The sequence below is a fragment of the Pseudomonas sp. GM41(2012) genome (assembly GCF_000282315.2).
In the GTDB taxonomy this organism is placed as follows: Bacteria; Pseudomonadota; Gammaproteobacteria; order Pseudomonadales; family Pseudomonadaceae; genus Aquipseudomonas.
Genome location: NZ_AKJN02000006.1, coordinates 1,695,243 through 1,716,255 on the forward strand (window position 1 = coordinate 1,695,243; position 21,013 = coordinate 1,716,255).

The following is a 21,013-nucleotide window of genomic DNA, read 5'->3' on the forward strand; positions in this document are numbered from 1 at the left end:
CTAAGCCAACGGTTGGTGACTGGTCACACAGTGGATACCGCCGCCACCGGCAGAGATCGCGTCGATGTTGAGCTGTACCACTTCACGGTCCGGGTAGAGCTCTGACAGCAAATCAAAGGCTTTGGAGTCTGCCGCCCTGTCACCAAACTCGGGCGCAATGACCGCCCCGTTGATTACGAAATAGTTGATGTAGCCAGCGGCAAAGTCCGGGTTGTTGCGGCTGAACTTGCTCTTTCGTGGGTTGAGCGGTGGCGACACGGTATGCACCTGCAGCTTGCGGCCATCGGCATCCGTGGCATTTTTTAGAATGTCCAAATGGGCCCGCGTGACGCTGTAATCGTATGACTGAGGGTCGTTGTCGAGGTTGGCGATCACAACGCCTGGCTTGACGAAACGGGCGTAGAAATCGACGTGGGCATCTGTGATGTCTTTGCCTTTGATCCCCGGCAGCCAGATGATCTTGCGCAAGCCCAAGCGCGCTTTCAGCTCTTGCTCGATCTCGGCCTTGCTCCAATCGGGGTTGCGGTTGGCATTGATCCAGCTGCTCTCGGTCATGATCCCCGTGCCGTGACCATCCACTTCGATACCACCGCCCTCGCCCACCAACTCGCTGCGGATATGACGGGCTTCCACAGTGCTCGCAACCAGAGCGGCCAGTTGCGCATCCTCGCCGTGCTGCTGTTTGTTGCCCCAGCCGTTGAAGTTGAAATCCACGGCGCCGAGCCCGCCGTCCCCATCAATGACAAAGTTGGCGCCGGTATCGCGCATCCAGATGTCGTCGAGTTCGCTGGTGACGTAGGTGATATTAGCCGTGCCGCAGTGTTCTTCGGCCAGCTCCCGTTCACGCTCCCGACAGAACACGGTCACCGGTTCATATCGCGCGAGGGTGCGAGCGATCAGGCCAATGGCGGCTTGTACGTCGGGGGTGAAATCCTCCCAGATCGCTTCCTGTGCGCCAAAGGCGATGAAGGCCCGCTGATGCCTGTCGCCCTCATCCGGCATACGCCAACTGCCGGGCGTAGCCGCTTGCGCGCGCAGGGGTGTCAGGCCAAACCCGATAGACGCTGCCGCGCCCAAACCGGCGACGACCGATACCTGTTTGATGAACTCACGACGCGTCGACATCTGTTGATCCCTGGAATGTGTGTCTGAAGTCATTTCGCGGTGGCCGTCTTGAACTTGGTCCAGGTGCGCATGCGCGCCCGCATATCGGGCTGGGGGATGTCCTTGCCCGGAATCAACCGTGCGTAAGTGGCCTCATCGAGGTAAATATCCGGGTTGTTGCGCATGGTCTCATCGACGCTCGCACGTGCCTTGGCATTGGAGGTCGGATAGCCGGTGAAGTTACTGATGGCAGCCATGTTGTCCGGGCGCATGACGAAGTTGATGAACGCATAGGCGTATTCGGGATGTCTGGCGTCGACCGGAATCGCCATGGTGTCCATCCACACCGTGGTGCCTTCACGGGGGATGCGGTATTGGAACATGGCGTGCTTGCCGGCGGAATCCGCCGTCCGTTGCGCCTGTGTCATGTCGCCGCTGTAACCGAGCGACAGGCACAGGTTACCGTTCACCAGGTCGGTGACCGGCTGCGACTGGAACTTGCGGATGTACGGCCGAAGTTTCAGCAGCAGATCATTCGCTGCGGCCAGGTCTTCGGGCTTGGCGCTGCGCGGCTCACGGCCCAGGTAGTTGAGTACAACCGCCAGCACTTCGTCCGGCGAATCGATCATCGAAATGCCGCAGTCGGCAAATTTGCCAGCCAGTTCCGGTTTGAACAACATGTCGAGACTGTTGACTGGAGCATCCGGCACACGCTGTTTGACCTGCTCGGCATTGTAGGTCAGGCCGATGGTGCCCCAGGTGTAAGGGACAGTGGCCTGGCGCGAATACTCGTAGTGCGTTCGCAACTTCTGCAAGCCGGGTTCGATGTCATCCAGGGCCGTGAGTTTTGACCGGTCCAGCGGTTGCAGGCTGCCGGCGCGCATCAAGCGTTCGGCGACGGTGTCACCCGGGAAGATCAGGTCATAACCGCTGCCGCCGGCGAGCATTTTGGCTTCCAGCGTTTCACTGCCGTCCATGACGTCGTAGATCACTTTGATCCCGGTTTCGGCGGTGAATTTGGCCAGCGTGTCCTCGGCAAAATAGTCGGCCCAGTTGTACAGCCTGAGGGTTTTCTCTTCCGCGTGCAGCGCCGGCAAGGCACAGCCCAGCGCCAGGCCCAAGGCGCCGCTCAACAGTTTATTGATCGAGTGCATATCAAACCTCTTGAGTCTTCCAGCGTGCATGGGTGTGGCGACCGTCCTGAGTCAACAGTGCGCCGTACATGTCCGGACGACGATCGCGGTAAATGCCCCAGCTCAAGCGCTCTTCACGCATGGCGGCCAGGTCCAGGCTTTGCACCAGCACGCCGGTGCTGTCGCGGTCGGCCTCGGCGAGCAACTTGCCCTTGTGATTGCAGATAAACGACGAGCCGTAGAAGCTCATCTGCAAGGTCGGATCGGTGGTCGCCGCCTCTCGACCGACGCGGTTGGCGGCCACCACCGGCAGCAGGTTGGCGGCGGCGTGGCCGCGCATGGTCATCTGCCAGTGGTCACGGGAATCCAGCGTCGCGCAGCCAGGCTCAGAACCGATGGCGGTGGGAAACAGCAAGACTTCAGCGCCCATCAACGCCAGGCAGCGCGCAGTTTCGGGGAACCACTGATCCCAGCAGATCCCCACACCCAGGCGCCCGAACGCCGTGTCCCAGACACGAAAACCGGTATCGCCGGGGCTGAAGTATTCCTTCTCCTGATAGCCGATGGCGTTGGGAATGTGGGTCTTGCGATAAACGCCCAGCAAGCGCCCATCGGCATCGGCCACGCTCAAGGAATTGAAGTAGGCATTGCCGGCCTTCTCGAACCAGCTCAGCGGCAGCACCACACCCAACTCTTTGGCCAATGCGGCAAAGCGCTTGAGCACAGGGCTGTATCGATATTCTTCAGCCAGCTCCAGGTGCTTGTGGCTTTGCTCGATGCAGAAATACGGCGTGGCAAACAGCTCCTGCAACAGGATCACCTGGGCGCCTTTGGCCGCGGCTTCGCGCACAAGTTGCTCAGCCTGATCGAGGTTTTCTTTCAAGTCCCAGGTGCAAGGCATCTGGGTGGTGGCGATGGTCAGAAGCGTCATGGCATCAACCCTCCACCGGCCAGGCGGGCTGCTGCTGGGTGATGCAATGCACACCGCCACCACCGTGGGCCAGGTGATTGATCCGCACCGGCACCACTTCTCGCCCGGGGAACGCCTGAGCCAACACTTCGGCCGCGACGTTGTCGGCATCAATGCCGTAGGCCGGCATGATGATGGCGCCGTTGGCGATGTAGAAGTTGGTGTAGGAGGCGCAGAACACTTCCGCTTCGGTGTCCACGGCATCGCTGGCTTCATACAATTCGATCAGCTCGAACTTCCGACCCTGGGCATCGGTGGCCAGCTCCAGGGCACGACGGTTTTCCCGGGCCACTTCGGCATACACCGATTGCCGGTCGTGGGTGGCATCCACCAGCAACACGCCAGGGCGGGCGAACGCGCACACGCCATCGACGTGGCCGTCAGTCATGTCGCCGGTCACGTAATCCGGATCGCCGGGCAGCCAGATCGTCTTCTTCACGCCCAGCAGACGCGTGAAGATTTCCTCCATCTCCGCCTTGTTCATGCCCGGGTTGCGATTGGGGTTGAGCAGCACCGACTCGGTGGTGATCAACGTGCCCTCGCCGTCCACATGGATGGCCCCGCCTTCATTGCTCAGCGCGGTACCAAAGCACTCCAGGCCCAAATGATTGAGTGCGCGACGAGCCAGGCTTTCGTCCAGATCATGGGCCGACTTGCCGCCCCACGCGTTGAAGCGCCAGCTCACCCCGGCCAGGCCTTGTTGCGGATGGCAGACGAAGCTCGGACCGGAGTCCCGGCACCAGCTGTCGTTCACCGCCAGCTCAATCAATTCGATGTTCGGCCCGCATAACGCTTTGGCACTGGCGACAGCAGAAGGGTCGACGACCAGTTTCACCGGTTCGAAACGGGCGATGGCGTTGGCGACGCGAGCGAAGTCCTCTTGCACTTGCGGCAATGTCACGCCCCAACCGGACTCCCAGAGTGCCGTGTTGTGTGGCCAGACCATCCAGGTGGCGGCGTGCCTGACCCACTCGGCCGGCATCATCCAACCGCTGTTTCGAATTTCATTCTGCTGCATGACATGCTGCATGATAAAAAGCCCTTTTAGTTAAGCCATTGTGTTCAACAAAAACTGCTTGGGTGTTCCTGGCATGCATGCTACGGCCGTAAAATCAGGCAAACAAACGATGGATTTAGCGGACAAATGATTAGAGGAACTTATCAATATGCTCAAACACTGGCCGCCACTCAGCACCCTTCGCGGCTTTGAAGCCGCCGCCCGGCTGGGCAGTTTCCACAAGGCAGCGGCCGAGTTGCACCTCACCCAATCGGCGATCAGTCAGCAGATCCGCAGCCTTGAGGCGTACCTCGAACAACCGTTGTTCTTTCGCAATGGACGCAGCGTCAGCCTGACCGATGCCGGTCACGACCTGCTCAGCACCACCCAGGCGCTGCTGCAACAACTGGCCGTCGGCATTCGTCGTCTGGGGCAGTACCAGAAACCCAACCAACTGGTCCTCAACACCACCCCGGCGTTCGCCCGTCACTGGCTCCTGCCACGCTTGGGGGATTTTCGCCGCGAGCACCCGGACGTTGATCTGTGGATTTTCAGTACCGATGAAGTCCCGGACATGACCACCCAAACCATCGACCTCGCCGTGCGTGACGACATCAGTTCCCAGGCCGAGTGCAGCTTCAAGGTGCTGCACGCCGACCGCCTCTACCCGGCGTGTCACCCGAACCTGTTGGCACTGCCACGGGAACAGCGCACCACACTGCATGGCGAGCGGGAAATGGATTGGAGTCACTGGGCGGTGGAGGCTGGCATCGATGTCGGCCAGAAAGATCAGGGACTGAATTTCTCCGACCCCGGCCTGCTGCTGGACGCCGCGTGCGCGGGGCTCGGTATCGCCCTGGTCAGCCAGTTATTGAGTCGGCAGGCGCGTACCCAAGGATTGTTGCAACCCTTGGTGGAGCAAACCATTCGCGGCCCGAACTGGGCCATGCTGACCCATCGTGACAGTGAGAACAGTGCGATGGCTCGAAGCTTCAGCGAGTGGCTGCTGGGTAACCTGGACTGAGTGAAGCCTCACGCTATGGTTCGCGCTGCGCGTACTTTCGCGTATTTCGAGAGACCGATCTTGATGCCAACCAGCATGGGCGCGGCGACTACAAAAAGCAGGGCAACAGCAATGAATGCCGTGTCGAATGCAATCACAGCGGCCTGACCTGACACGACCCGGCCCAGGAGGCTCACCGCTGCCCGGCCGGCGGCCGCAGCATCCATCCCTTTCACCGTCAGCATGGCTGTCGTAGTCGTCAGCCGTTCGATGACCGCGGCCCCTCCTGGGGTGACATTGGCGCCGAGGACCACGGCATTGGCGAAGACGTTATGGTCGATCAATGTCTGGAGTCCTGCGACGCCCATCAGACCACCCAGCTGGCGCCCCGTATTGAACAGGCCAATACCGAAGGCGAGGTTTCTGCTGTTGAGGTCGCTGAAAGCGATCAGCGTGATCGAAAGAAAGAGGAAGCCAAGGCCCAGACCGCGCAACAGGATGGCTGCCATCATGTCGGCCGTGCCACTTTCGCTGGTCGAACCGGACAGCATCCACATTGCAACCATGATCATCAGGATTCCAAAGGGCACTGTGGCGACCGGCGGAACACGACGGACCTGCATGAGATAAGCCGATATGAGCAGTCCGCCGATAAACAACCCGCCACTGGGCAACAGCAGCAGGCCGGCATCGGTAGGCGTGAACGCGAGGACCGACAGGGCAAACGCCGGGATCAAAAATGCGCTGCCGAACAAGGCGGCACCGGCGACAAAACTGACGATAAAGGCGAAGCAAAAATCGCTCGATTTGAACAGGGTGAAGTCGAACAGACCTTGGCCCTTGGCCAACACTTGATGGCCGAGAAATCCCAGCAGCGCAGCTGTGCCGATCACGCTTAGCCAGAGGATACGTGGCTCTTCGAACCAGTCCCATCGGCTGCCCTGGCTGAGAACATAGGTGAAGCAGAACAGCGTGACAGCGATCAGCGCGAAGCCGACCCAGTCAAACGGACGGTGCCGGGCCTTGGCTGGCATCGGGCCGTCTGCGATCAGCAGAAGTCCGGTCGCCGCCAGGGCCACCGGAACAACGCCGAAGAAAATCCACGTCCAGGACTGGCTATCGATCAACCACCCTTGAAGGGCCGGGGCGAGTGTCGCGGACGCGACAACGGCGCCCATGGCAAACAGGGCTTGAAGGATGGGCTGACGGGATCGCGCAAAGGAGCGAAATATGACCGCCTGCCCCCCGACCAGCAGGGTGCCGCCAGCGAAGCCTTGAAAAACTCGAAGCGCGATCAGCAGGTCCAGCCGCGCCGTGATGGCGGCAATGCCGCATGCCATGCCCATGACCAGGGTTGAGCCGATGATCACATGACGTGGATTAAAACGCGTCAGCAGCCAAGGCGCGGTCATGAACCCGATCAGCTTGAGCGCGGTGTAGCCGATATCCAGCCAGGCGAACTCATCAGGCGTTGCATAGGTGTCGCCGATGATGTCGCTGCGTCCGAGCGACAGAACGGTGCTGGCGATCGCCTCCGTCAGCGTGGCAAGCACGATGCCCATCATGAGCAAGACACCGGTCGTAGCGCTGGTGTTGCTCCGCGCCGCGCTGGCATCCGCGTTCATGATCCCTCCCCGTGCGCAACCTCGACACGGGCAGACAGGCCCGGCACGATGCGGCCCGGCAATGGATTGTGGACAAGCCGGATCTTCACCGGAACCCGCTGCACGACACGCACAAAGTTGCCGGTTGCGTTGTCGGTAGGGAGCAGGCTGAACGCCGACCCGCTACCCGGTGCAAAGCTGTCGACCACGCCTTCCAGTGCCCCGCTGGGGTAGCCGTCGACCGTGATGCGCACGCGCTGACCGGGGCGGATTTGTTCGAGCTGGGTTTCCTTGAAATTCGCCACGACCCATACGTCGTTGACCGGCACGATATCGAGCAAGGCAACACCCGTTGTAACGAAGCGGCCGATGCGAACCTGACGGTTACCGACCACGCCATCAACCGGCGCGCGTACCACGGTGCTGTCGAGATCGATCTGGGCGAGATCGCGAGCGGCCTGCGTCTGCGTCACCGCAGCAACGGCAGCTTCGCGCTCTGCCACGAGGACGGCGATGCGTTGCTGTTGCGCCTCGACCGTTGCGGAAGCGCCGGATACCGTCGCCTCGGCTCTCAATCGGGCCGCATCGCTTTCATCGACGAGGGCTTGGCTGACCGCGTTGCTGAGAATCAGTTTGCGGCTGCGATCATTGGTTTTGTTCGCCAGATTCATCTCGGCCACGCCCGAGCGTTTCTGGGCTTCGGCCTGGCGAATCAGGGCACGCTGAAGCTGGGTTTCTGCATCGACATGGGTCAGGCGCGCCTGGGCAGCGCTGACGTTGGCCTCGGCTTGCGCCAGCCGTGCGCGATAGTCCCGGTCATCGATACGGAACAGGACGTCACCGGCCCGGACGGTTTGGTTGTCCTCGACCTCGACCGCAGTGACATAGCCGGCAACCTTTGCAGCGAGCGAGGTGACGTCGCCGCGCACATAAGCGTTATCGGTGGAGGTCGCACCGCTCGAAAGCGCCAAGGCCCATCCGCCAGCCAGGACCACCACAGCACCGATGCACAGGAGGATGCCGATCTTCTTTTTCTTGCCTTGCCGTGCCACCACGACAGGGGTCTCGGCGCTTGCGCCGGTGGCAATGGCGGCCTTGTCCTGAAGCGCGTTCATGTTGTCTTTTCCTGTTCAATGCCTGGGACTAAAGCAGCCACGGGCGGCAGTGGCCTGCCGCCCGGCTGTCGAGCATTCATGAGCGTGATCGGCTCACTTTTTGATCGGTGTAACGAGCGTCGTTTCATCAGAGTCGAGGACGAACACGGCCAACAGGCGTGCGGGTTGGGTGTCGCTGGCATTGGCGCTGACTTCGTGCACGGAGCCCGGCTCCTCTACGAAGTTTTCGCCGACCTTGTAGATCTTTTCCGGCTGGCCTTTGACTTTGATGCGAAACGAGCCCTCCAGGACCGTTGCATAGATGAAGGCCGTTTTCGGATGGGTGTGGGACGGCGACGCGGCGCCCGGCCCGTACTCGACGACTACGCCCTTCATGCTCTTGCCAGGGATGTTGGGAATGGGACGGTCAAACACGACCGTCACCTTGCCGGCGGGCGGTTCAGCGGCCGACACTGCGCTGATCGATAGCGCTGCGAAGGCAGCGGCCAAGAGGTATCGGGTAAACATGACAATTCTCCTTCGTGGGCGTGTGTTGTGACGACGAGCCCCGTTACCCGGCCGTCGACTGAGCAAGCCAGTCTTCGAAGCGGATCGCGCCCAGGCGCGCGTTCTTGCCGGCGGTCAGCGATTGATCGTCGAGCACAGCGCCGAAGTAGCGCGCGTTCACGTCCGGCACGACCTTACGGTTGTCCTGGTTTACCCGCAGAAAGCGCCTGGCCAGATCGTCGAGGGGCATGGCGTCAGGACCTGCGACTTCGACCGTGCCATTGACCGGCGCTGCCAGCGCGACATCGGTCAGCGCCGCCACCACGTCGACGGACGCTATCGGCTGGATCAGCGCTGGCGAAACGCGAATCTCCTCGCCAACGGCGAAGGACTGGACAATGCCGCCGACAAACTCGAAGAACTGCGTGGCACGCAACAGGGTGTAAGGAATACCGGACGCCTTGATGAGGTTTTCCTGCGCGACCTTGGCCCGGAAATAGCCATTCTCGGGAAGCCGTTCGCTACCGACGATCGACAGGGCAACGTGATGACGAACACCGGCGGCAGCTTCCGCAGCCAGCAGGTTACGGCTCGACGTTTCGAAGAAATCGAGGACGGCCTGGTCTTCCCACGACGGCGCGTTCGCCACGTCGACGACAACCTCAGCGCCATCCATTGCTTGGGCCAGTCCCTCGCGGGTGATGCTGTTCACGCCCGTACTGGGGGAGGCGGCGAGCACGTCATGGCCGCGCTCACGGAGGTTCTGCACAAGTTTCGATCCAATGAGGCCGGTGCCTCCGATGACGACGATCTTCATGGGTTCTCTCCCTACGCTTCTCGACAGCAACCATTGCTGTCGATGTAGAAAAAGAGTGCCTGCGCGTGCGAGGGAAGTCCTTGTGCCGGTCTTGAGTTTACCTTCGGGCAAGCTTGATTTTTCGTCCAATGGAAGGGCATCCCCTGCGGACGGTGCAGCGGATCAAACGCTGCCGTATTATCGACACCTCGTACTTATCGCCAGCTCGGACACGGAGTCGAGGGCGCTCGACCAGGGGATATCCACCTTGCCATTCGTGTTTGAAGACTACGTGCTCGATCAGGAGCGCCGGGAACTGACCTTGCGCGGGCAAGTCGTGGCCGTCGGGCCACAGGCCTTCGATCTCTTGCTGCAGCTCGTCAACAACCGCGATCGCGTTGTCAGCAAGGACGACCTGCTCAAGGCGGTATGGAACGGCCGGATCGTCTCGGAATCGACGATCACCAGCCACATCAATGCGGTGCGCAAGGCCATTGGCGATAGCGGCGAGGAACAGCGACTGGTGCGCACGGTCGCCCGCAAGGGCTACCGCTTTGTAGGCGAGATCAAGGTCGGCGAGATCGACGGAGCACGACAGCCTGACGGGCCTGGCACCGGCGAAATCGCGTCCGTGGACCCGACGCAAACACCGCCCTCCTCGCTCGTCCTCCCGGACAAGCCCTCCATTACCGTCCTGCCCTTCCACAACCTGAGCGGCGACCCGGAGCAGGAGTATTTCGCCGACGGCATGGTCGAGGACATCATCGCCGCCCTGTCGCGTATCCGCTGGCTGTTCGTCATCGCCCGCAATTCGAGCTTCACCTACAAGGGCCGTACGGTGGACGTCAAAGGCGTCGGCCAGGAGCTCGGCGTGCGCTACGTGCTGGAAGGCAGCGTGCGCAAGTCCGGAAACAAGGTACGCATCACCGGGCAGCTCATCGACGCAACAAACGGGACGCACATCTGGGCGGAGCGCTTTGAAGGCCAGCTCGACGACATCTTCGAGCTGCAGGATCAAATCGCCGAAAGCGTCGTCGGCGCCATCTCGCCGCAGCTGGAACGGGCGGAAATCGAGCGCGCCAAGCGCAAACCGACGGAAAGCCTGGACGCCTACGACTATTACCTGCGCGGCATGGCGAAACTGCACAGCGGCACTCGGGAAGCCATCGAGGTGGCGCTGCCGATGTTCTACAAGGCCATCGAGCTCGACCCGGAATTTGCATCGGCCTATGGCATGGCAGCCTGGTGTCACTTCTGGCGCAAGTTGAATGGCTGGATGAGTGATCGGACTCGAGAGATCGCCGAAGGCATACGGCTTGCGCGACTGGCGGTGGCACTCGGCCGGGATGATGCGGTGGCGCTGACGCGAGGCGGACATGCGCTGGCCCATCTCGCCGGCGATGTCGATGGCGGCATTGCCCTGCTCGACAGGGCGCGCCTGCTCAATCCCAACCTCGCCCCCGCCTGGTACCTGGGCGGTATCCTGCGCGCACTGCGCGGTGAAACAGACGAAGCGATTCAGAATTTGAGCCATGCCGTTCGCTTGAGTCCGCTGGACCCGGAAATGTTCCGGATGCAGGTTGGAATGGCGCTCGCGTATTTCTTCGCCGGGCGCTTCGACGCCGCTTCGGCCTGGGCGGAGAAAGCGCTGGGGAACCTGCCCACCCTCCTGCCCTCGGTTGCCCTGATGGCGGCCAGCCATGCGTTCACCGGGCAAAAGGACAAAGCGAAGCAGGCGATACAGCGCCTGCACGAGCTGGAACCCTCGTTGCACGTCTCCAACCTGAAGGACTGGTTGCCCATCCAACGGCCCGAGGATCTCGCGCGGCTCGCGGATGGACTGCGGCTGGCTGGCTTGCCCGAGTGACCGCGGCCGATTGCAGCGTTAAAATCCGACGGTTTGGTTCACACTTTTGAGGATGACCACGGTATGTCCAGGCTCGACACCTCCCTGCAAGACACCGCCGCACCTGAAGGCGTTTGTTACGGCTGCGGCAGCGGTAATCCGCACGGGCTTCATATCAAGAGCGTCTGGCATGAAGACGGCGTGCATGTCATGGCCGAACACATGCCCGATGCCAAGTATTGCGGCTGGCCGGATCTGGTTTACGGCGGGCTGATAGCGATGCTGGTTGACTGCCATTCAAACTGGACGGCGATGGCTTATCACTACCGCACGGAACACCGCGAAGTCGGGAGCCTCCCGCGCATCAATTGCGTCACTGGCAACCTTGGCATCAAGTTCATCAAACCGACACCGATGGGTGTCCCGCTGACTTTGCGTGCGAAAGTCGAGGGTGAGGTTGGACGCAAAACTCGTGTTATCTGTGAGGTTTATGCGGGGGATGTGCTTACGGCTATTGGAGACTCTGTTTTTGTTCGTGTGGATACTGAGCAACTGGCTGCGGTTGCTCATGGTCGGTAGGTTGCTTCCATCGCCTCACCGACCAAGCGTCCTTGTTTGGCCTCTATGAGGCTAACGGGGAGAAAGCCTTGGTCACGATTTCACGCCCCATGCTGATGGTTCTCCGTTCGCACCCTGGGCGTGGGCTAGGAGGCTATTTAGGGCGCTCATGGAATGCAGCAAAAACATCCGCCATAAAATCCATGAAAACGATGGCTCGCTGGGGCAGCAGCCGATTCGCTAAGTATACGACTTGGATCGGGACGGGTGGCGCCACGTATTCGTTAAGCAGCAATTGAAGATTGCCACTTCTCAGCCCTTCCTCATAAAGCCATTGAGGCCCCTGCGCGATTCCCAATCCTGCATTGACGTACTCACGTATCGCCTCAGGCGAGTTGACACGCAGTCGTCCGGAGATCGGGACATCAGTATCCTTAAACCGCCAGTTGGTTCCAGTGGATAGGAGGGTATAAATGAGGCAGTCGTGTTCCTTCAGGTCATCAGGCGAAGAGGGAGAGCCACGTTTCTCTAGGTACGCACGGCTGGCAACGCACACACGCTCGAACCTCGCTAGTGGCCGGGCTCGCATTGCACTGTCCTCCAGGTGCCCAATACGAATCGCGAGTTCTGCCCCCTCGTCGACTAAATTGACGTAGCGATCATTGATTTGAAGATCGAGCGACAGTTCGGGATAGCGCCCTAGAAAGCTCGCGACGTGCGGTACGATGAAGGTGTGAGCCAATGCGGTCGGGCAAGCGACGCGCAGTAACCCAGACGGCGCTACGTTCCCTCTCAGTGAGGACTCTGACTGTTCCACTGACTCCAGAATACGCCGCGCATCTGCGTAGTACCGTTCACCCTCGGGCGTGAGCATCAGCTTTCGTGTGGATCGGTGAAGCAGCCTGGTTTGCAAATGGTCTTCAAGAGCAGCGACGTAACGACTGACGTTCGGTTGCCCTAGTCCTAGATCACGTCCCGCAGCAGTAAAACTGCCGGTCTCGACAGCACGTACAAAACAGCTCATCAGTAACAACCGGTCCATCACGCCCCTTTTCATGCAGATTTTGCATGAGATCTATTCTATTTGCCCATCTTATCAGCGCGCTGGCATGAATACATAGTTGCTCTCAGAAGGTCAGTCGTCCGGCTGGCCGCCCCAAAAGAGAGGAAATTTACATGTCCCGTTTACAAGGCAAGCGTACCCTCATCACTGGCGGTACAAGCGGCATCGGTCTGGAGACCGCCAAGCAATTTCTCGCCGAAGGCGCACGCGTGATCGTCACAGGTGTTAATCCTGAGTCCATGGCAAATGCTCAAGCTATTTTAGGTAGCGAAGTCCTGGTGCTGCGAGCCGACTCCGCCAGTGTCACAGCCCAGAAGGAGCTGGCGCAGGCTGTTCAGTCTCATTACGGGCAGCTCGACGTTGCCTTCCTCAATGCTGGCGTTTCCGTCTGGATGCCAATCGAAGACTGGAACGAGGAGATGTTTGACCGCTCCTTCGACATCAATGTCAAAGGCCCTTACTTCCTCCTGCAAGCACTGCTGCCGGTCTTCTCCAACCCTGCATCGGTGGTTCTTAACACCTCGGTCAGTGCGCACCTGGGCGCCGCGCGTTCATCCATTTACGCCGCAACAAAGGCGGCGTTTCTGAACATGTCGAAAACGCTCTCTAGCGAGCTTCTACCGCGTGGTGTTCGAGTAAATGCGGTCAGCCCTGGTCCGATCGATACGCCGCTGTACGACAAGGCGGGTATCCCCGATGCCTACCGCGAGCAGGTCAACAAAGATATTGCTGCGACTATACCCTTTGGCCGTTTTGGCACGCCTGAAGAAGTAGCTAAGGCGGTGCTGTACCTCGCGTCGGACGAGTCTCGTTGGACGGTGGGAACGGAAATTATTGTTGATGGTGGTCGCTCGCTTTAATGGGCTAGTCACAACTTCACTTCTATACAGCCCGCTTCCCGCTCGGAAGCGGGTGTTGTCGAAATAACAGTGGGTATTCAAATGTCGCAATCACAGCTCACGCTCGTTAGCCACGAGCTTTGTCCGTTTGTTCAGCGAGTGGCAATTTTACTCCTCGAAAAGCAGGTTCCATTTCAGCGCATTGATGTGGATCTGAAGGTCAGGCCCGACTGGTTTCTGGGCATGTCTCCAACGGGCAAAGTCCCACTTCTAAAGGTGCAAAAAGGCGACGAGGGTGCGAACGTGCTCTTCGAGAGCGTGGCTATCTGTGAATACATCGAACAGGTGTATCCGGAGCCCGCTTTGCACCCGAAAGATGCAATTTCCCGTGCTCAACACCGTGCTTGGATCGAATTCGCCACTGGTATGCTTGCTGATGCATGGGGATATTTGAACGCAACGGATCAGCAGACAGCGCTTGGTAAGTCTTCAGCGCTGAGGGGAAAGCTGGAGAGACTTGGCGGTGAAAAGATGGAGGGGCCGTACTTCGCTGGCGAGACGTTCAGTATGGTGGATATTGCTGTAGCCCCAGTTTTTCGCTACTTCGACATACTGGGATTCGAACCAAGTCATTCATTGTTTGATGGACTTGGTCGCATTGCCGAGTGGCGTCATGCACTGGCCAATCGCGCTAGCGTTCAGGCTGCTGTCGCCGAGGATTATGCAGACCGGCTACGCAAACATCTGCTGGAGGTGAAGGCCATTTTAGTCAGATGAGTCATAAATACCAGTCCAGTGTCTCGTATGGCGGAACTTAGCCTGGTGCGACCGTGGAGCTGGGTCTCCTTTGCGAATTTGCAGGAGGCCCGCTTTCCTATTCTTCAGGAAAGTGCCTATACAACGGATAGCGATACTGAGCTTTCGTTGGCGCTCCATGTCCGCTTTTGGCCGATAGCAGTCTCCCGCGGAAGGGGTGTAACGGTCCTAGGAACCCCATAAAAATTCCTACACAAACCTCGGAATCCCTCACCTTTCCCGCCGTTCTGATGAGGCCTATAGTCCATCTCGTCGCCCAAAATGGCGATTCGGGTTTGGCGACCCGAGATATGAGTGCGAGGGCCGTCTGCTCATTTGCAGGCGTCGTCGCAGCCGCAAAACCGCTGTACTATGGCGGTTGTGCGCGGGAGACCTTCGGGTCTGCCGGTTACTCATTCCCGGTTCGCCAACCTGCGCGCAACTGCCTCCCTATCGTTTGGCGACGATCTGTTGGCGGTCTCAACAAACTGAATGAGATCTCCCCTATGGAAAGATACATGCCCCTCACCGGAATCGACCTGATCCCGGCCTCCCTGCTCATCGACACCCAAGCCCCACTCGACGTCCTGCAAGCCATGGCCGATTACCGCATTCGCACGGTCACGCAGGTGCTGGAAAACATCGCCTACCGCGGCGAACTCGGTTGCGACACGGTGGTGCTGTCGGACTTCTCCAAACTGCTGGCCATTCCGTTACGCGACGGCTGTGACTTGATGGACGTGATCGGCCGGCGCTTGCGGGCTCAAGTAGCGGAATAAACGAAAACGGGCGCCATGACGGCGCCCGTTTTTTTGTCCGCAAACAAAGAGGCGCGCCAACATCCATCGGACTTGCCCGCCACGCCGCAAAGCTTGCCGTTGTAAAACAGGTTTTCGCGCACGCCTCACTGCGACAACAACATAGACAAGCGATCCATAGGCAATCTCCGGCGCTTTCGAGCATCACTGACAACAACGCGCGCCCACCCGGCAAAAACACGATGCCGTAATCTCCACATCCGCCCGGGCCATGGCCAGATCAAGGCGCGTCTGGGCGGCAGCTGCTTCGGCGTCCCGGCCCAGTCGCCTCAGGCACTCCACATACCCGTGCAGGCTCCACACATTGTCCAGATGCCAGGACGCACGGCTGAGGGTGTTGTCCAGTCCCAGATCGGCTCGATAGGCCTGCAACGCTTCTTCTACCCTGCCCTGCTCCAACAGCAACGCGCCCAACGCATGTCTGACCGGTTGCATCCAGCCCCATGGCTCGTCGTAAGGCAGGTTGTCGTCCAGAGACAGTGCCTGGCGCAAGTGGGCGAAGGCGTCGTCGTAATTGCCTTTACGGTACTCGATTTCCCCGCGCAGCATGCCTGCGACAACCGCCAGAATGTCGGTGCATTTATTGTTGAAGAGGTAGCGTGTGTCCGGCACTCGGGTCCAGGCGTCGAGGAATAGGCGCTGTTCGGCTTCGGCGGCGGCGATGTACCCGGTGGCCGCGTGCGCCACGCCTCTGGCGTAATGCAGCATCGCCGTGGTCACGCAGTAAAGCGCCTGATCGTTCGGCAGCGGGGTGGCGAGGATGTCTTGCCATTTGCCGAAGCGAATCTGCACGTGGACCTTCATCGATACGAAGCCTTCCAGCCAGTCAGCCATGGGCGGTTGCTCCACGCGCAGCAGTTCTTCCCTGATGGTCGACATCAGTTGATCGGCGGCTTCCAGGGCCGGTTGGTATTGCCCGAGGAACATCGCCGAATAGAGTTTGAAGTGGTAGTTGTGGCATCGATACAAGGTGTAGAAGTTGAGCGACCCTTCCTGTTCGAGGTATTTGCTGTCGGCCAGGATTGCCCGGCTATTGGTGACCATGGCCCCACGGTAATCACCGCAGAGCACGTCGATGTGCGACGGCATATGGCGCAGATGTCCGGCGTCCGGCACCAGGTCACGCAGGACATCGCCGGCGCGCAATGCCCGTTCCGGGTAGGGCGACATTTCCAGGGTGTGGACGTACATGTGCAGCACGCCGGGGTGCGGCGCATCGCCGTGCTGCTCCATCCGCCGTAGCGCCCGTTCCAGCACGTCTACCGTTTCAAGCGTGTCGGCGCCCGGCGCCGGTTTACCGGTTTTCAGGTCCCACAATTGCCAGGGCGTGCGGTCGATCAACGCTTCGGCAAACAGCGCAACGACATCGGGATCTTCGGGAAAGGCTTTGTAGACATCGCGCATGGACACCGCATAGGCGTCGTTCCAGGCGAAAAGTTGGTCGAGGCTGGTGGCCTGATCGGCTTGGTAGCGTTGTTCCAGCGCCCGGATCAGCGCCTGTTCCACCGGGGTTGCGCCGTCGATATGCGCCAGCGCGGCTTGCGTCGCCCGTCGGGCCTGGGCCACGGCTTCTTTCAGCTCCTGTTCGATGAAGGCATCCCAACGCTTGTTGTAGTTGGGGCCTGAAGCGTAAGCGACGCCCCAGTAGGCCATCGCGCAATCACGGTCGTGCTCGATCGCCTTGTGGAAACAGCGTATGGATTCGTCGTGGTTGTAGCCGTAGCACCAAACCAAGCCACGATCGAACCAGCGCTGGGCCTGGGACGAGTGGGTCGTCACCGGGCGGCTGTAGGTGCCCAAATCGTAATAGTCGCGCATCGATTTATCCTCTCGACCAGAGCAGCGAACCTCGCAGGCAAACCTCGCGGACCTGGAGAGCCTCGACAGTTCAAGAGGTCCAGCATACCCCCGCGGTTCTGGCTGAGCGGTAGAGCCGACGACAGGAGAATCATTGCCGGCGTCGATAGTCACCATCACCTCAATGAAGTTCTCATAAAAAATCCGCGGCGTAACATCAGCCCCATACCAAACAACTACACCCCGGAGCACACCATCATGAAACGCCAAATCCTTCTCAGCATCGCTTTCTCGGTTTTTGCAGTTAACGCTTTCGCCGCTACCTCGGTTCACCCGGTTGTCGCTGAAGGCGGCTCGGATCGTCTGATTGAAAGTCGTGTAGCAGAGGGTGGTTCGGATCGTCTGATCGAAAATCGTGTGGCTGAAGGTGGTTCGGATCGTCTGATCGAAAACCGCGTCGCTGAAGGTGGTTCCGACCGTCTGATCGAGAACCGCGTTGCTGAAGGTGGTTCGGATCGTCTGATCGAGAATCGCGTCGCTGAAGGTGGTTCCGATCGACTGATCGAAAACCGCGTTGCCGAAGGTGGCTCCGATCGTCTGATCGAAAACCGCGTCGCTGAAGGTGGTTCTGACCGTCTGATCGAAAACCGCGCTGCATAAATGAATAGCTTGACCGAAGCACTCAACGAAAAGCCCGGCCTGACAAGCCGGGCTTTTTCGTGCACAAAATAAATCGATCCCTGCTTAATGCCTCCGCCGCACCTGTGATACATAACACCTGATTGTGAGTCCCGTTCCCAATGAGGTTTGCCGATGCCCCGTTCCCCACATGTACCGCAACTGCTGATCTGCGCCGTCCTCGGTTTACTCGCCAGCAGCGCACAAGCCAGTTCGCCCTCCCCGGCCCCCGATAGCTTGCAACCGCTGCTGGTGACGTTGAACGAGCGCCTGAGCATTGCTGATCTTGTGGCGCTGACCAAATGGGACAGTGGCAAACCGATCCAGGACAGTGCCCGGGAAGCACAGGTCATCGCCAACGCCAGGAAGCTGGCCGTCGAGCGCAAACTGGACCCGGACGAAGTAGCCGAATTGATCGCCGCACAGATTGAAGCCAACAAGCTGGTGCAGTACGGACTGGTGGCCCAATGGCGAGCGGCCGGCAAGGCGCCTGACACGCCACGACCAGACCTCGCCAATCAAATCCGGCCACAGCTCGATGAGCTGCAAAACCGCCTGTTGCAGCAATACGCCGCCTTCGCGCCCTATCGCAAAGACCCGCAGTGCGCGGACTGGCTAGCCAAAGAACGATCCAGCCTGATCAAGGACGGTCTGCATGGTCAGGCACTGATACGCGCCACCGGGGAGCTGTGTGTCGCGAATCAGTGACTGAGCAGCTTTAAAGCGGTCTCTAAAAAGAAGAAGCCCGGCCTGATCAGCCTAATGCTGTTCACTTAAGCGCGAGCCTCCACATTTGTGGCGAGGGGATTTATCCCCGTTCGGCTGCGAAGCAGTCGTAATCCAGACAACTTAGTTAGTCTGAAAAGACACTGGGGCCGCTTCGCAGCCCAACGGGGATAAATCCCCTCGCCACAGGTTCTTATTCGACTGAAGAATGTCTTAAGTGAACAGCATTTGGCCTGATCAGCCGGGCTTCTTTTTTGTGAGCTACTTTTAGTCCATCCGCAGGGTCGCAAGTCGATTTTGGCGGCACTATTGAATGTCTCACGGCCAACCATCGGAGTTGAAATGTCTGAACTGAAACTGCATCCCAAAGCCGCAGAATCCCTGAACCAGTGGCACGACATGATCAGCAAGGGTGATTTGAGCGCCTTGCCCGGTTTGCTGGACCCGCAGGCGATATTCCGCTCCCCGATGGCTCACACGCCTTACCCGGGTGCAGCCGTGGTGTCGATGATCCTCAACACGGTCATCGAGGTATTTGAGGATTTTGTCTACCACCGGAAACTGTCGACCGCAGACGGGTTGAGCGTCGTCCTGGAGTTCAGCGCCAACGTCAGCGGGAAAGCGTTAAAGGGCATCGACATGATCCGGTTCAACGAACAAGGAAAAATCGTTGAGTTTGAGGTGATGGTCCGTCCCTTGAGTGGCCTGCAAGCCTTGGGCGAGCAAATGGGGCAACGCCTTGGCGCTTACCTGGCGGCCAGCAAAGCCTGAAGACGTTGCATCGCCTTGGACGATGCCTCTGTTCCCCGCTTGGTGTTAAATAGAGCGCGAAAAGCAGCGCAACGAGAACACCGATGAATACCCATTTTGAGATTAGTGATGTCCCTGAGCCCAACATTCAGCGCGATGGAAACATTCATCGCGTCGCCCATCAGCAGACGGTGGTAACAGCATGATCGAGGTCACCGAAGTTTCCATTGCCGAACTGCGGGCTGCGCTCGAATCGGGCCGAACCACTGCGGTTGAGCTGGTCCAGGCCTATCTCGCCAGGATCGATGCCTACGACGGTCTCGACACACCCACCGCCCTCAACGCGGTAGTGGTTCGAAACCCCGAGGCACTGAACGAGGCGCAGGCGTCCGATGCTCGTCGGGCCAAGGGCGAGACGCTGGGTCCGCTCGATGGCATTCCCTATACGGCCAAGGACAGTTACCTGGTGAAGGGGCTCACCGCCGCCTCCGGCAGTCCCGCCTTCGCGAACCTGATTGCCTATCGCGATGCGTTCACGATCGAACGGCTTCGCGCTGCTGGCGCGATCTGCCTGGGCAAAACCAACATGCCGCCGATGGCAAACGGCGGCATGCAGCGCGGGGTCTACGGTCGTGCGGAAAGCCCGTACAACGCTGACTATCTCACCGCCCCTTTTGCCTCGGGCTCATCGAACGGCGCCGGTACGGCAACTGCCGCCAGCTTCGCGGCATTCGGTCTCGCGGAAGAAACCTGGTCGAGTGGACGCGGCCCTGCCTCAAACAATGGTCTGTGTGCCTATACGCCTTCGCGCGGGGTAATTTCGGTGCGCGGCAACTGGCCGTTGACGCCGACGATGGACGTTGTCGTGCCGTTTGCCAGAACCATGGCCGACCTGCTCGAAGTGCTCGACGTGGTGGTGGCGGATGATCCCGACACCCGTGGCGATCTGTGGCGGATGCAACCCTGGGTGCCGATTCCGAGTGTCGCCTCGGTGCGCCCCGCCTCCTATGCCGAGTTGGCGGTGAAGTCCGACGCACTGGCAGGAAAGCGCTTCGGCGTGCCGCGCATGTACATCAACGCGGATCCCGAAGCGGGTACGAGCGATGCGCCTGGCATTGGTGGTCCGACGGGGCAGCGAATCATCACCCGCCCTTCAGTGATCGGGCTCTGGGAAGAGGCTCGCAAAGCACTCGAGGCCGCTGGCGCCGAAGTCATCGAAGTCGATTTCCCGCTGGTCTCCAATTGCGAAGGTGATCGTCCGGGTGCGCCGACCGTATTTACGCGGGGCCTGGTGTCCAAAGAGTTCCTGCATCATGAATTGTGGGATCTATCAGCCTGGGCGTTCGATGATTTTCTGCGGGCCAATGGTGATCCCAAGTTGAACCGCCTGGCCGACGTCGACGGACCGCTGATTTTCCCCCACGACCCGGGCACGCTCCCCAACCGGGAGGACGAACTTGCCGCAGGCATGGACGAGTACGTGAAGATGGCTGAACGCGGCATTACCCCGTGGGACCAGATCACCACCCTGCCTGACGGACTGCGCGGACTTGAACAGACGCGTCGGATCGATCTTGAGGTCTGGATGGATCGGTTGAGGCTCGATGCGGTGCTGTTCCCGACGGTTGCCGACGTGGGGCCGGCGAATGCCGATGTCGATCCGAAGTCTGCGGATATCGCGTGGAGCAACGGCATCTGGGTCGCCAACGGCAACCTCGCCATCCGGCACCTGGGCGTTCCCACGGTCACTGTGCCGATGGGCGTCATGCCGGACATCGGCATGCCCGTCGGGCTGACATTTGCCGGCCGTGCCTATGACGATTCGACGCTGCTGCGCTTGGCTTCGGCGTTCGAGTCGATCGGGACGAAACGATTGATCCCGCCTCGCACCCCACCCTTGCCGGTTGGCCAACAATAGAAAGAGCGGGATTGGAG

Annotated in this window: 20 protein-coding genes; 10 read left to right on the top strand and 10 right to left on the bottom strand. The window is 59.9% G+C overall.

From position 1 onward, the window contains the following. From PMI27_RS18255 to PMI27_RS18240, 4 genes are read right to left on the bottom strand one after another with little or no spacing between them, the layout of a single operon-like run. On the bottom strand, nucleotides 1-1,125 hold the full coding sequence (locus PMI27_RS18255; protein ID WP_008154713.1) for an agmatine deiminase family protein: 1,125 nt from the start codon (nucleotides 1,123-1,125) through the stop codon (nucleotides 1-3). 29 nt (nucleotides 1,126-1,154) lie between these two features. Continuing rightward, a complete protein-coding gene (locus PMI27_RS18250) occupies nucleotides 1,155-2,258 on the bottom strand; it encodes an extracellular solute-binding protein (RefSeq protein ID WP_008154714.1) in 1,104 nt (367 codons plus the stop codon). Nucleotide 2,259: 1 nt separating this feature from the next. After that, nucleotides 2,260-3,168, bottom strand: a complete 909-nt coding sequence (aguB, locus tag PMI27_RS18245; RefSeq protein WP_008154715.1) for an N-carbamoylputrescine amidase — start codon at nucleotides 3,166-3,168, stop codon at nucleotides 2,260-2,262. A gap of 4 nt (nucleotides 3,169-3,172) precedes the next feature. Beyond that, nucleotides 3,173-4,225 carry an agmatine deiminase family protein gene (locus tag PMI27_RS18240; protein WP_033053351.1) on the bottom strand — a complete coding sequence of 351 codons (1,053 nt, stop codon included), beginning with the start codon at nucleotides 4,223-4,225 and terminating at the stop codon, nucleotides 3,173-3,175. A 148-nt stretch (nucleotides 4,226-4,373) separates the two neighbouring features. Between PMI27_RS18240 and PMI27_RS18235 the strand changes: the two genes are divergently transcribed. Further along, complete coding sequence (locus PMI27_RS18235; RefSeq protein ID WP_008154717.1) at nucleotides 4,374-5,228, top strand: LysR substrate-binding domain-containing protein; 855 nt, start codon at nucleotides 4,374-4,376, stop codon at nucleotides 5,226-5,228. A gap of 8 nt (nucleotides 5,229-5,236) precedes the next feature. Here PMI27_RS18235 and PMI27_RS18230 read toward each other — a convergent pair whose 3' ends face one another. The 4 genes from PMI27_RS18230 to PMI27_RS18215 form a co-directional block, all read right to left on the bottom strand. Beyond that, nucleotides 5,237-6,832, bottom strand: a complete 1,596-nt coding sequence (locus tag PMI27_RS18230) for an MFS transporter (RefSeq protein WP_008154718.1) — start codon at nucleotides 6,830-6,832, stop codon at nucleotides 5,237-5,239. Then, on the bottom strand, nucleotides 6,829-7,926 hold the full coding sequence (locus PMI27_RS18225; RefSeq protein WP_008154719.1) for an HlyD family secretion protein: 1,098 nt from the start codon (nucleotides 7,924-7,926) through the stop codon (nucleotides 6,829-6,831). Before PMI27_RS18225 ends, PMI27_RS18230 begins: the two co-directional genes overlap by 4 nt. Nucleotides 7,927-8,019: 93 nt before the next feature. Next, the gene (locus PMI27_RS18220; RefSeq protein ID WP_008154720.1) at nucleotides 8,020-8,433 is read right to left on the bottom strand and encodes a cupin domain-containing protein; all 414 of its coding nucleotides are present in this window, start codon (nucleotides 8,431-8,433) and stop codon (nucleotides 8,020-8,022) included. A 43-nt stretch (nucleotides 8,434-8,476) separates the two neighbouring features. After that, nucleotides 8,477-9,229, bottom strand: a complete 753-nt coding sequence (locus PMI27_RS18215) for an SDR family oxidoreductase (RefSeq protein WP_008154721.1) — start codon at nucleotides 9,227-9,229, stop codon at nucleotides 8,477-8,479. 247 nt (nucleotides 9,230-9,476) lie between these two features. Between PMI27_RS18215 and PMI27_RS18210 the strand changes: the two genes are divergently transcribed. Continuing rightward, nucleotides 9,477-11,075: a winged helix-turn-helix domain-containing protein gene (locus PMI27_RS18210; protein WP_033053168.1), complete on the top strand. Its 1,599-nt coding sequence runs from the start codon at nucleotides 9,477-9,479 to the stop codon at nucleotides 11,073-11,075. A 63-nt stretch (nucleotides 11,076-11,138) separates the two neighbouring features. Further along, a complete protein-coding gene (locus PMI27_RS18205) occupies nucleotides 11,139-11,633 on the top strand; it encodes a PaaI family thioesterase (RefSeq protein WP_008154723.1) in 495 nt (164 codons plus the stop codon). A gap of 133 nt (nucleotides 11,634-11,766) precedes the next feature. On the opposite strand, the gene PMI27_RS18200 is transcribed toward PMI27_RS18205, so the two are convergent. Beyond that, entirely contained in the window at nucleotides 11,767-12,654 is an 888-nt protein-coding gene (locus PMI27_RS18200; protein WP_008154724.1) for a LysR family transcriptional regulator, read from the bottom strand. A 134-nt stretch (nucleotides 12,655-12,788) separates the two neighbouring features. Between PMI27_RS18200 and PMI27_RS18195 the strand changes: the two genes are divergently transcribed. The 3 genes from PMI27_RS18195 to PMI27_RS18185 all read left to right on the top strand — a co-directional run bounded on the left by PMI27_RS18195 (nucleotide 12,789) and on the right by PMI27_RS18185 (nucleotide 15,088). Continuing rightward, a complete protein-coding gene (locus PMI27_RS18195; RefSeq protein WP_007902304.1) occupies nucleotides 12,789-13,535 on the top strand; it encodes an SDR family oxidoreductase in 747 nt (248 codons plus the stop codon). An 81-nt stretch (nucleotides 13,536-13,616) separates the two neighbouring features. Next, nucleotides 13,617-14,291, top strand: a complete 675-nt coding sequence (locus PMI27_RS18190) for a glutathione S-transferase family protein (protein WP_008154725.1) — start codon at nucleotides 13,617-13,619, stop codon at nucleotides 14,289-14,291. A 524-nt stretch (nucleotides 14,292-14,815) separates the two neighbouring features. Continuing rightward, the gene (locus PMI27_RS18185; protein WP_008154726.1) at nucleotides 14,816-15,088 is read left to right on the top strand and encodes a hypothetical protein; all 273 of its coding nucleotides are present in this window, start codon (nucleotides 14,816-14,818) and stop codon (nucleotides 15,086-15,088) included. Nucleotides 15,089-15,271: 183 nt separating this feature from the next. Here PMI27_RS18185 and PMI27_RS18180 read toward each other — a convergent pair whose 3' ends face one another. Then, a complete protein-coding gene (locus PMI27_RS18180) occupies nucleotides 15,272-16,945 on the bottom strand; it encodes a tetratricopeptide repeat protein (RefSeq protein WP_008154727.1) in 1,674 nt (557 codons plus the stop codon). 237 nt (nucleotides 16,946-17,182) lie between these two features. Between PMI27_RS18180 and PMI27_RS18175 the strand changes: the two genes are divergently transcribed. The 4 genes from PMI27_RS18175 (at nucleotide 17,183) to PMI27_RS18160 (ending at nucleotide 20,996) form a co-directional block, all read left to right on the top strand. Next, nucleotides 17,183-17,584 (top strand): hypothetical protein, encoded by a 402-nt coding sequence (locus PMI27_RS18175; RefSeq protein WP_008154728.1) that lies wholly within the window; start codon nucleotides 17,183-17,185, stop codon nucleotides 17,582-17,584. Nucleotides 17,585-17,737: 153 nt separating this feature from the next. Then, complete coding sequence (locus PMI27_RS18170; protein ID WP_008154729.1) at nucleotides 17,738-18,310, top strand: chorismate mutase; 573 nt, start codon at nucleotides 17,738-17,740, stop codon at nucleotides 18,308-18,310. Nucleotides 18,311-18,670: 360 nt separating this feature from the next. Further along, nucleotides 18,671-19,099, top strand: coding sequence for a nuclear transport factor 2 family protein (locus PMI27_RS18165; RefSeq protein WP_008154730.1), 429 nt, complete (start codon nucleotides 18,671-18,673; stop codon nucleotides 19,097-19,099). Nucleotides 19,100-19,280: 181 nt separating this feature from the next. After that, complete coding sequence (locus PMI27_RS18160; protein WP_008154731.1) at nucleotides 19,281-20,996, top strand: amidase; 1,716 nt, start codon at nucleotides 19,281-19,283, stop codon at nucleotides 20,994-20,996. Nucleotides 20,997-21,013: the final 17 nt, after the last annotated feature.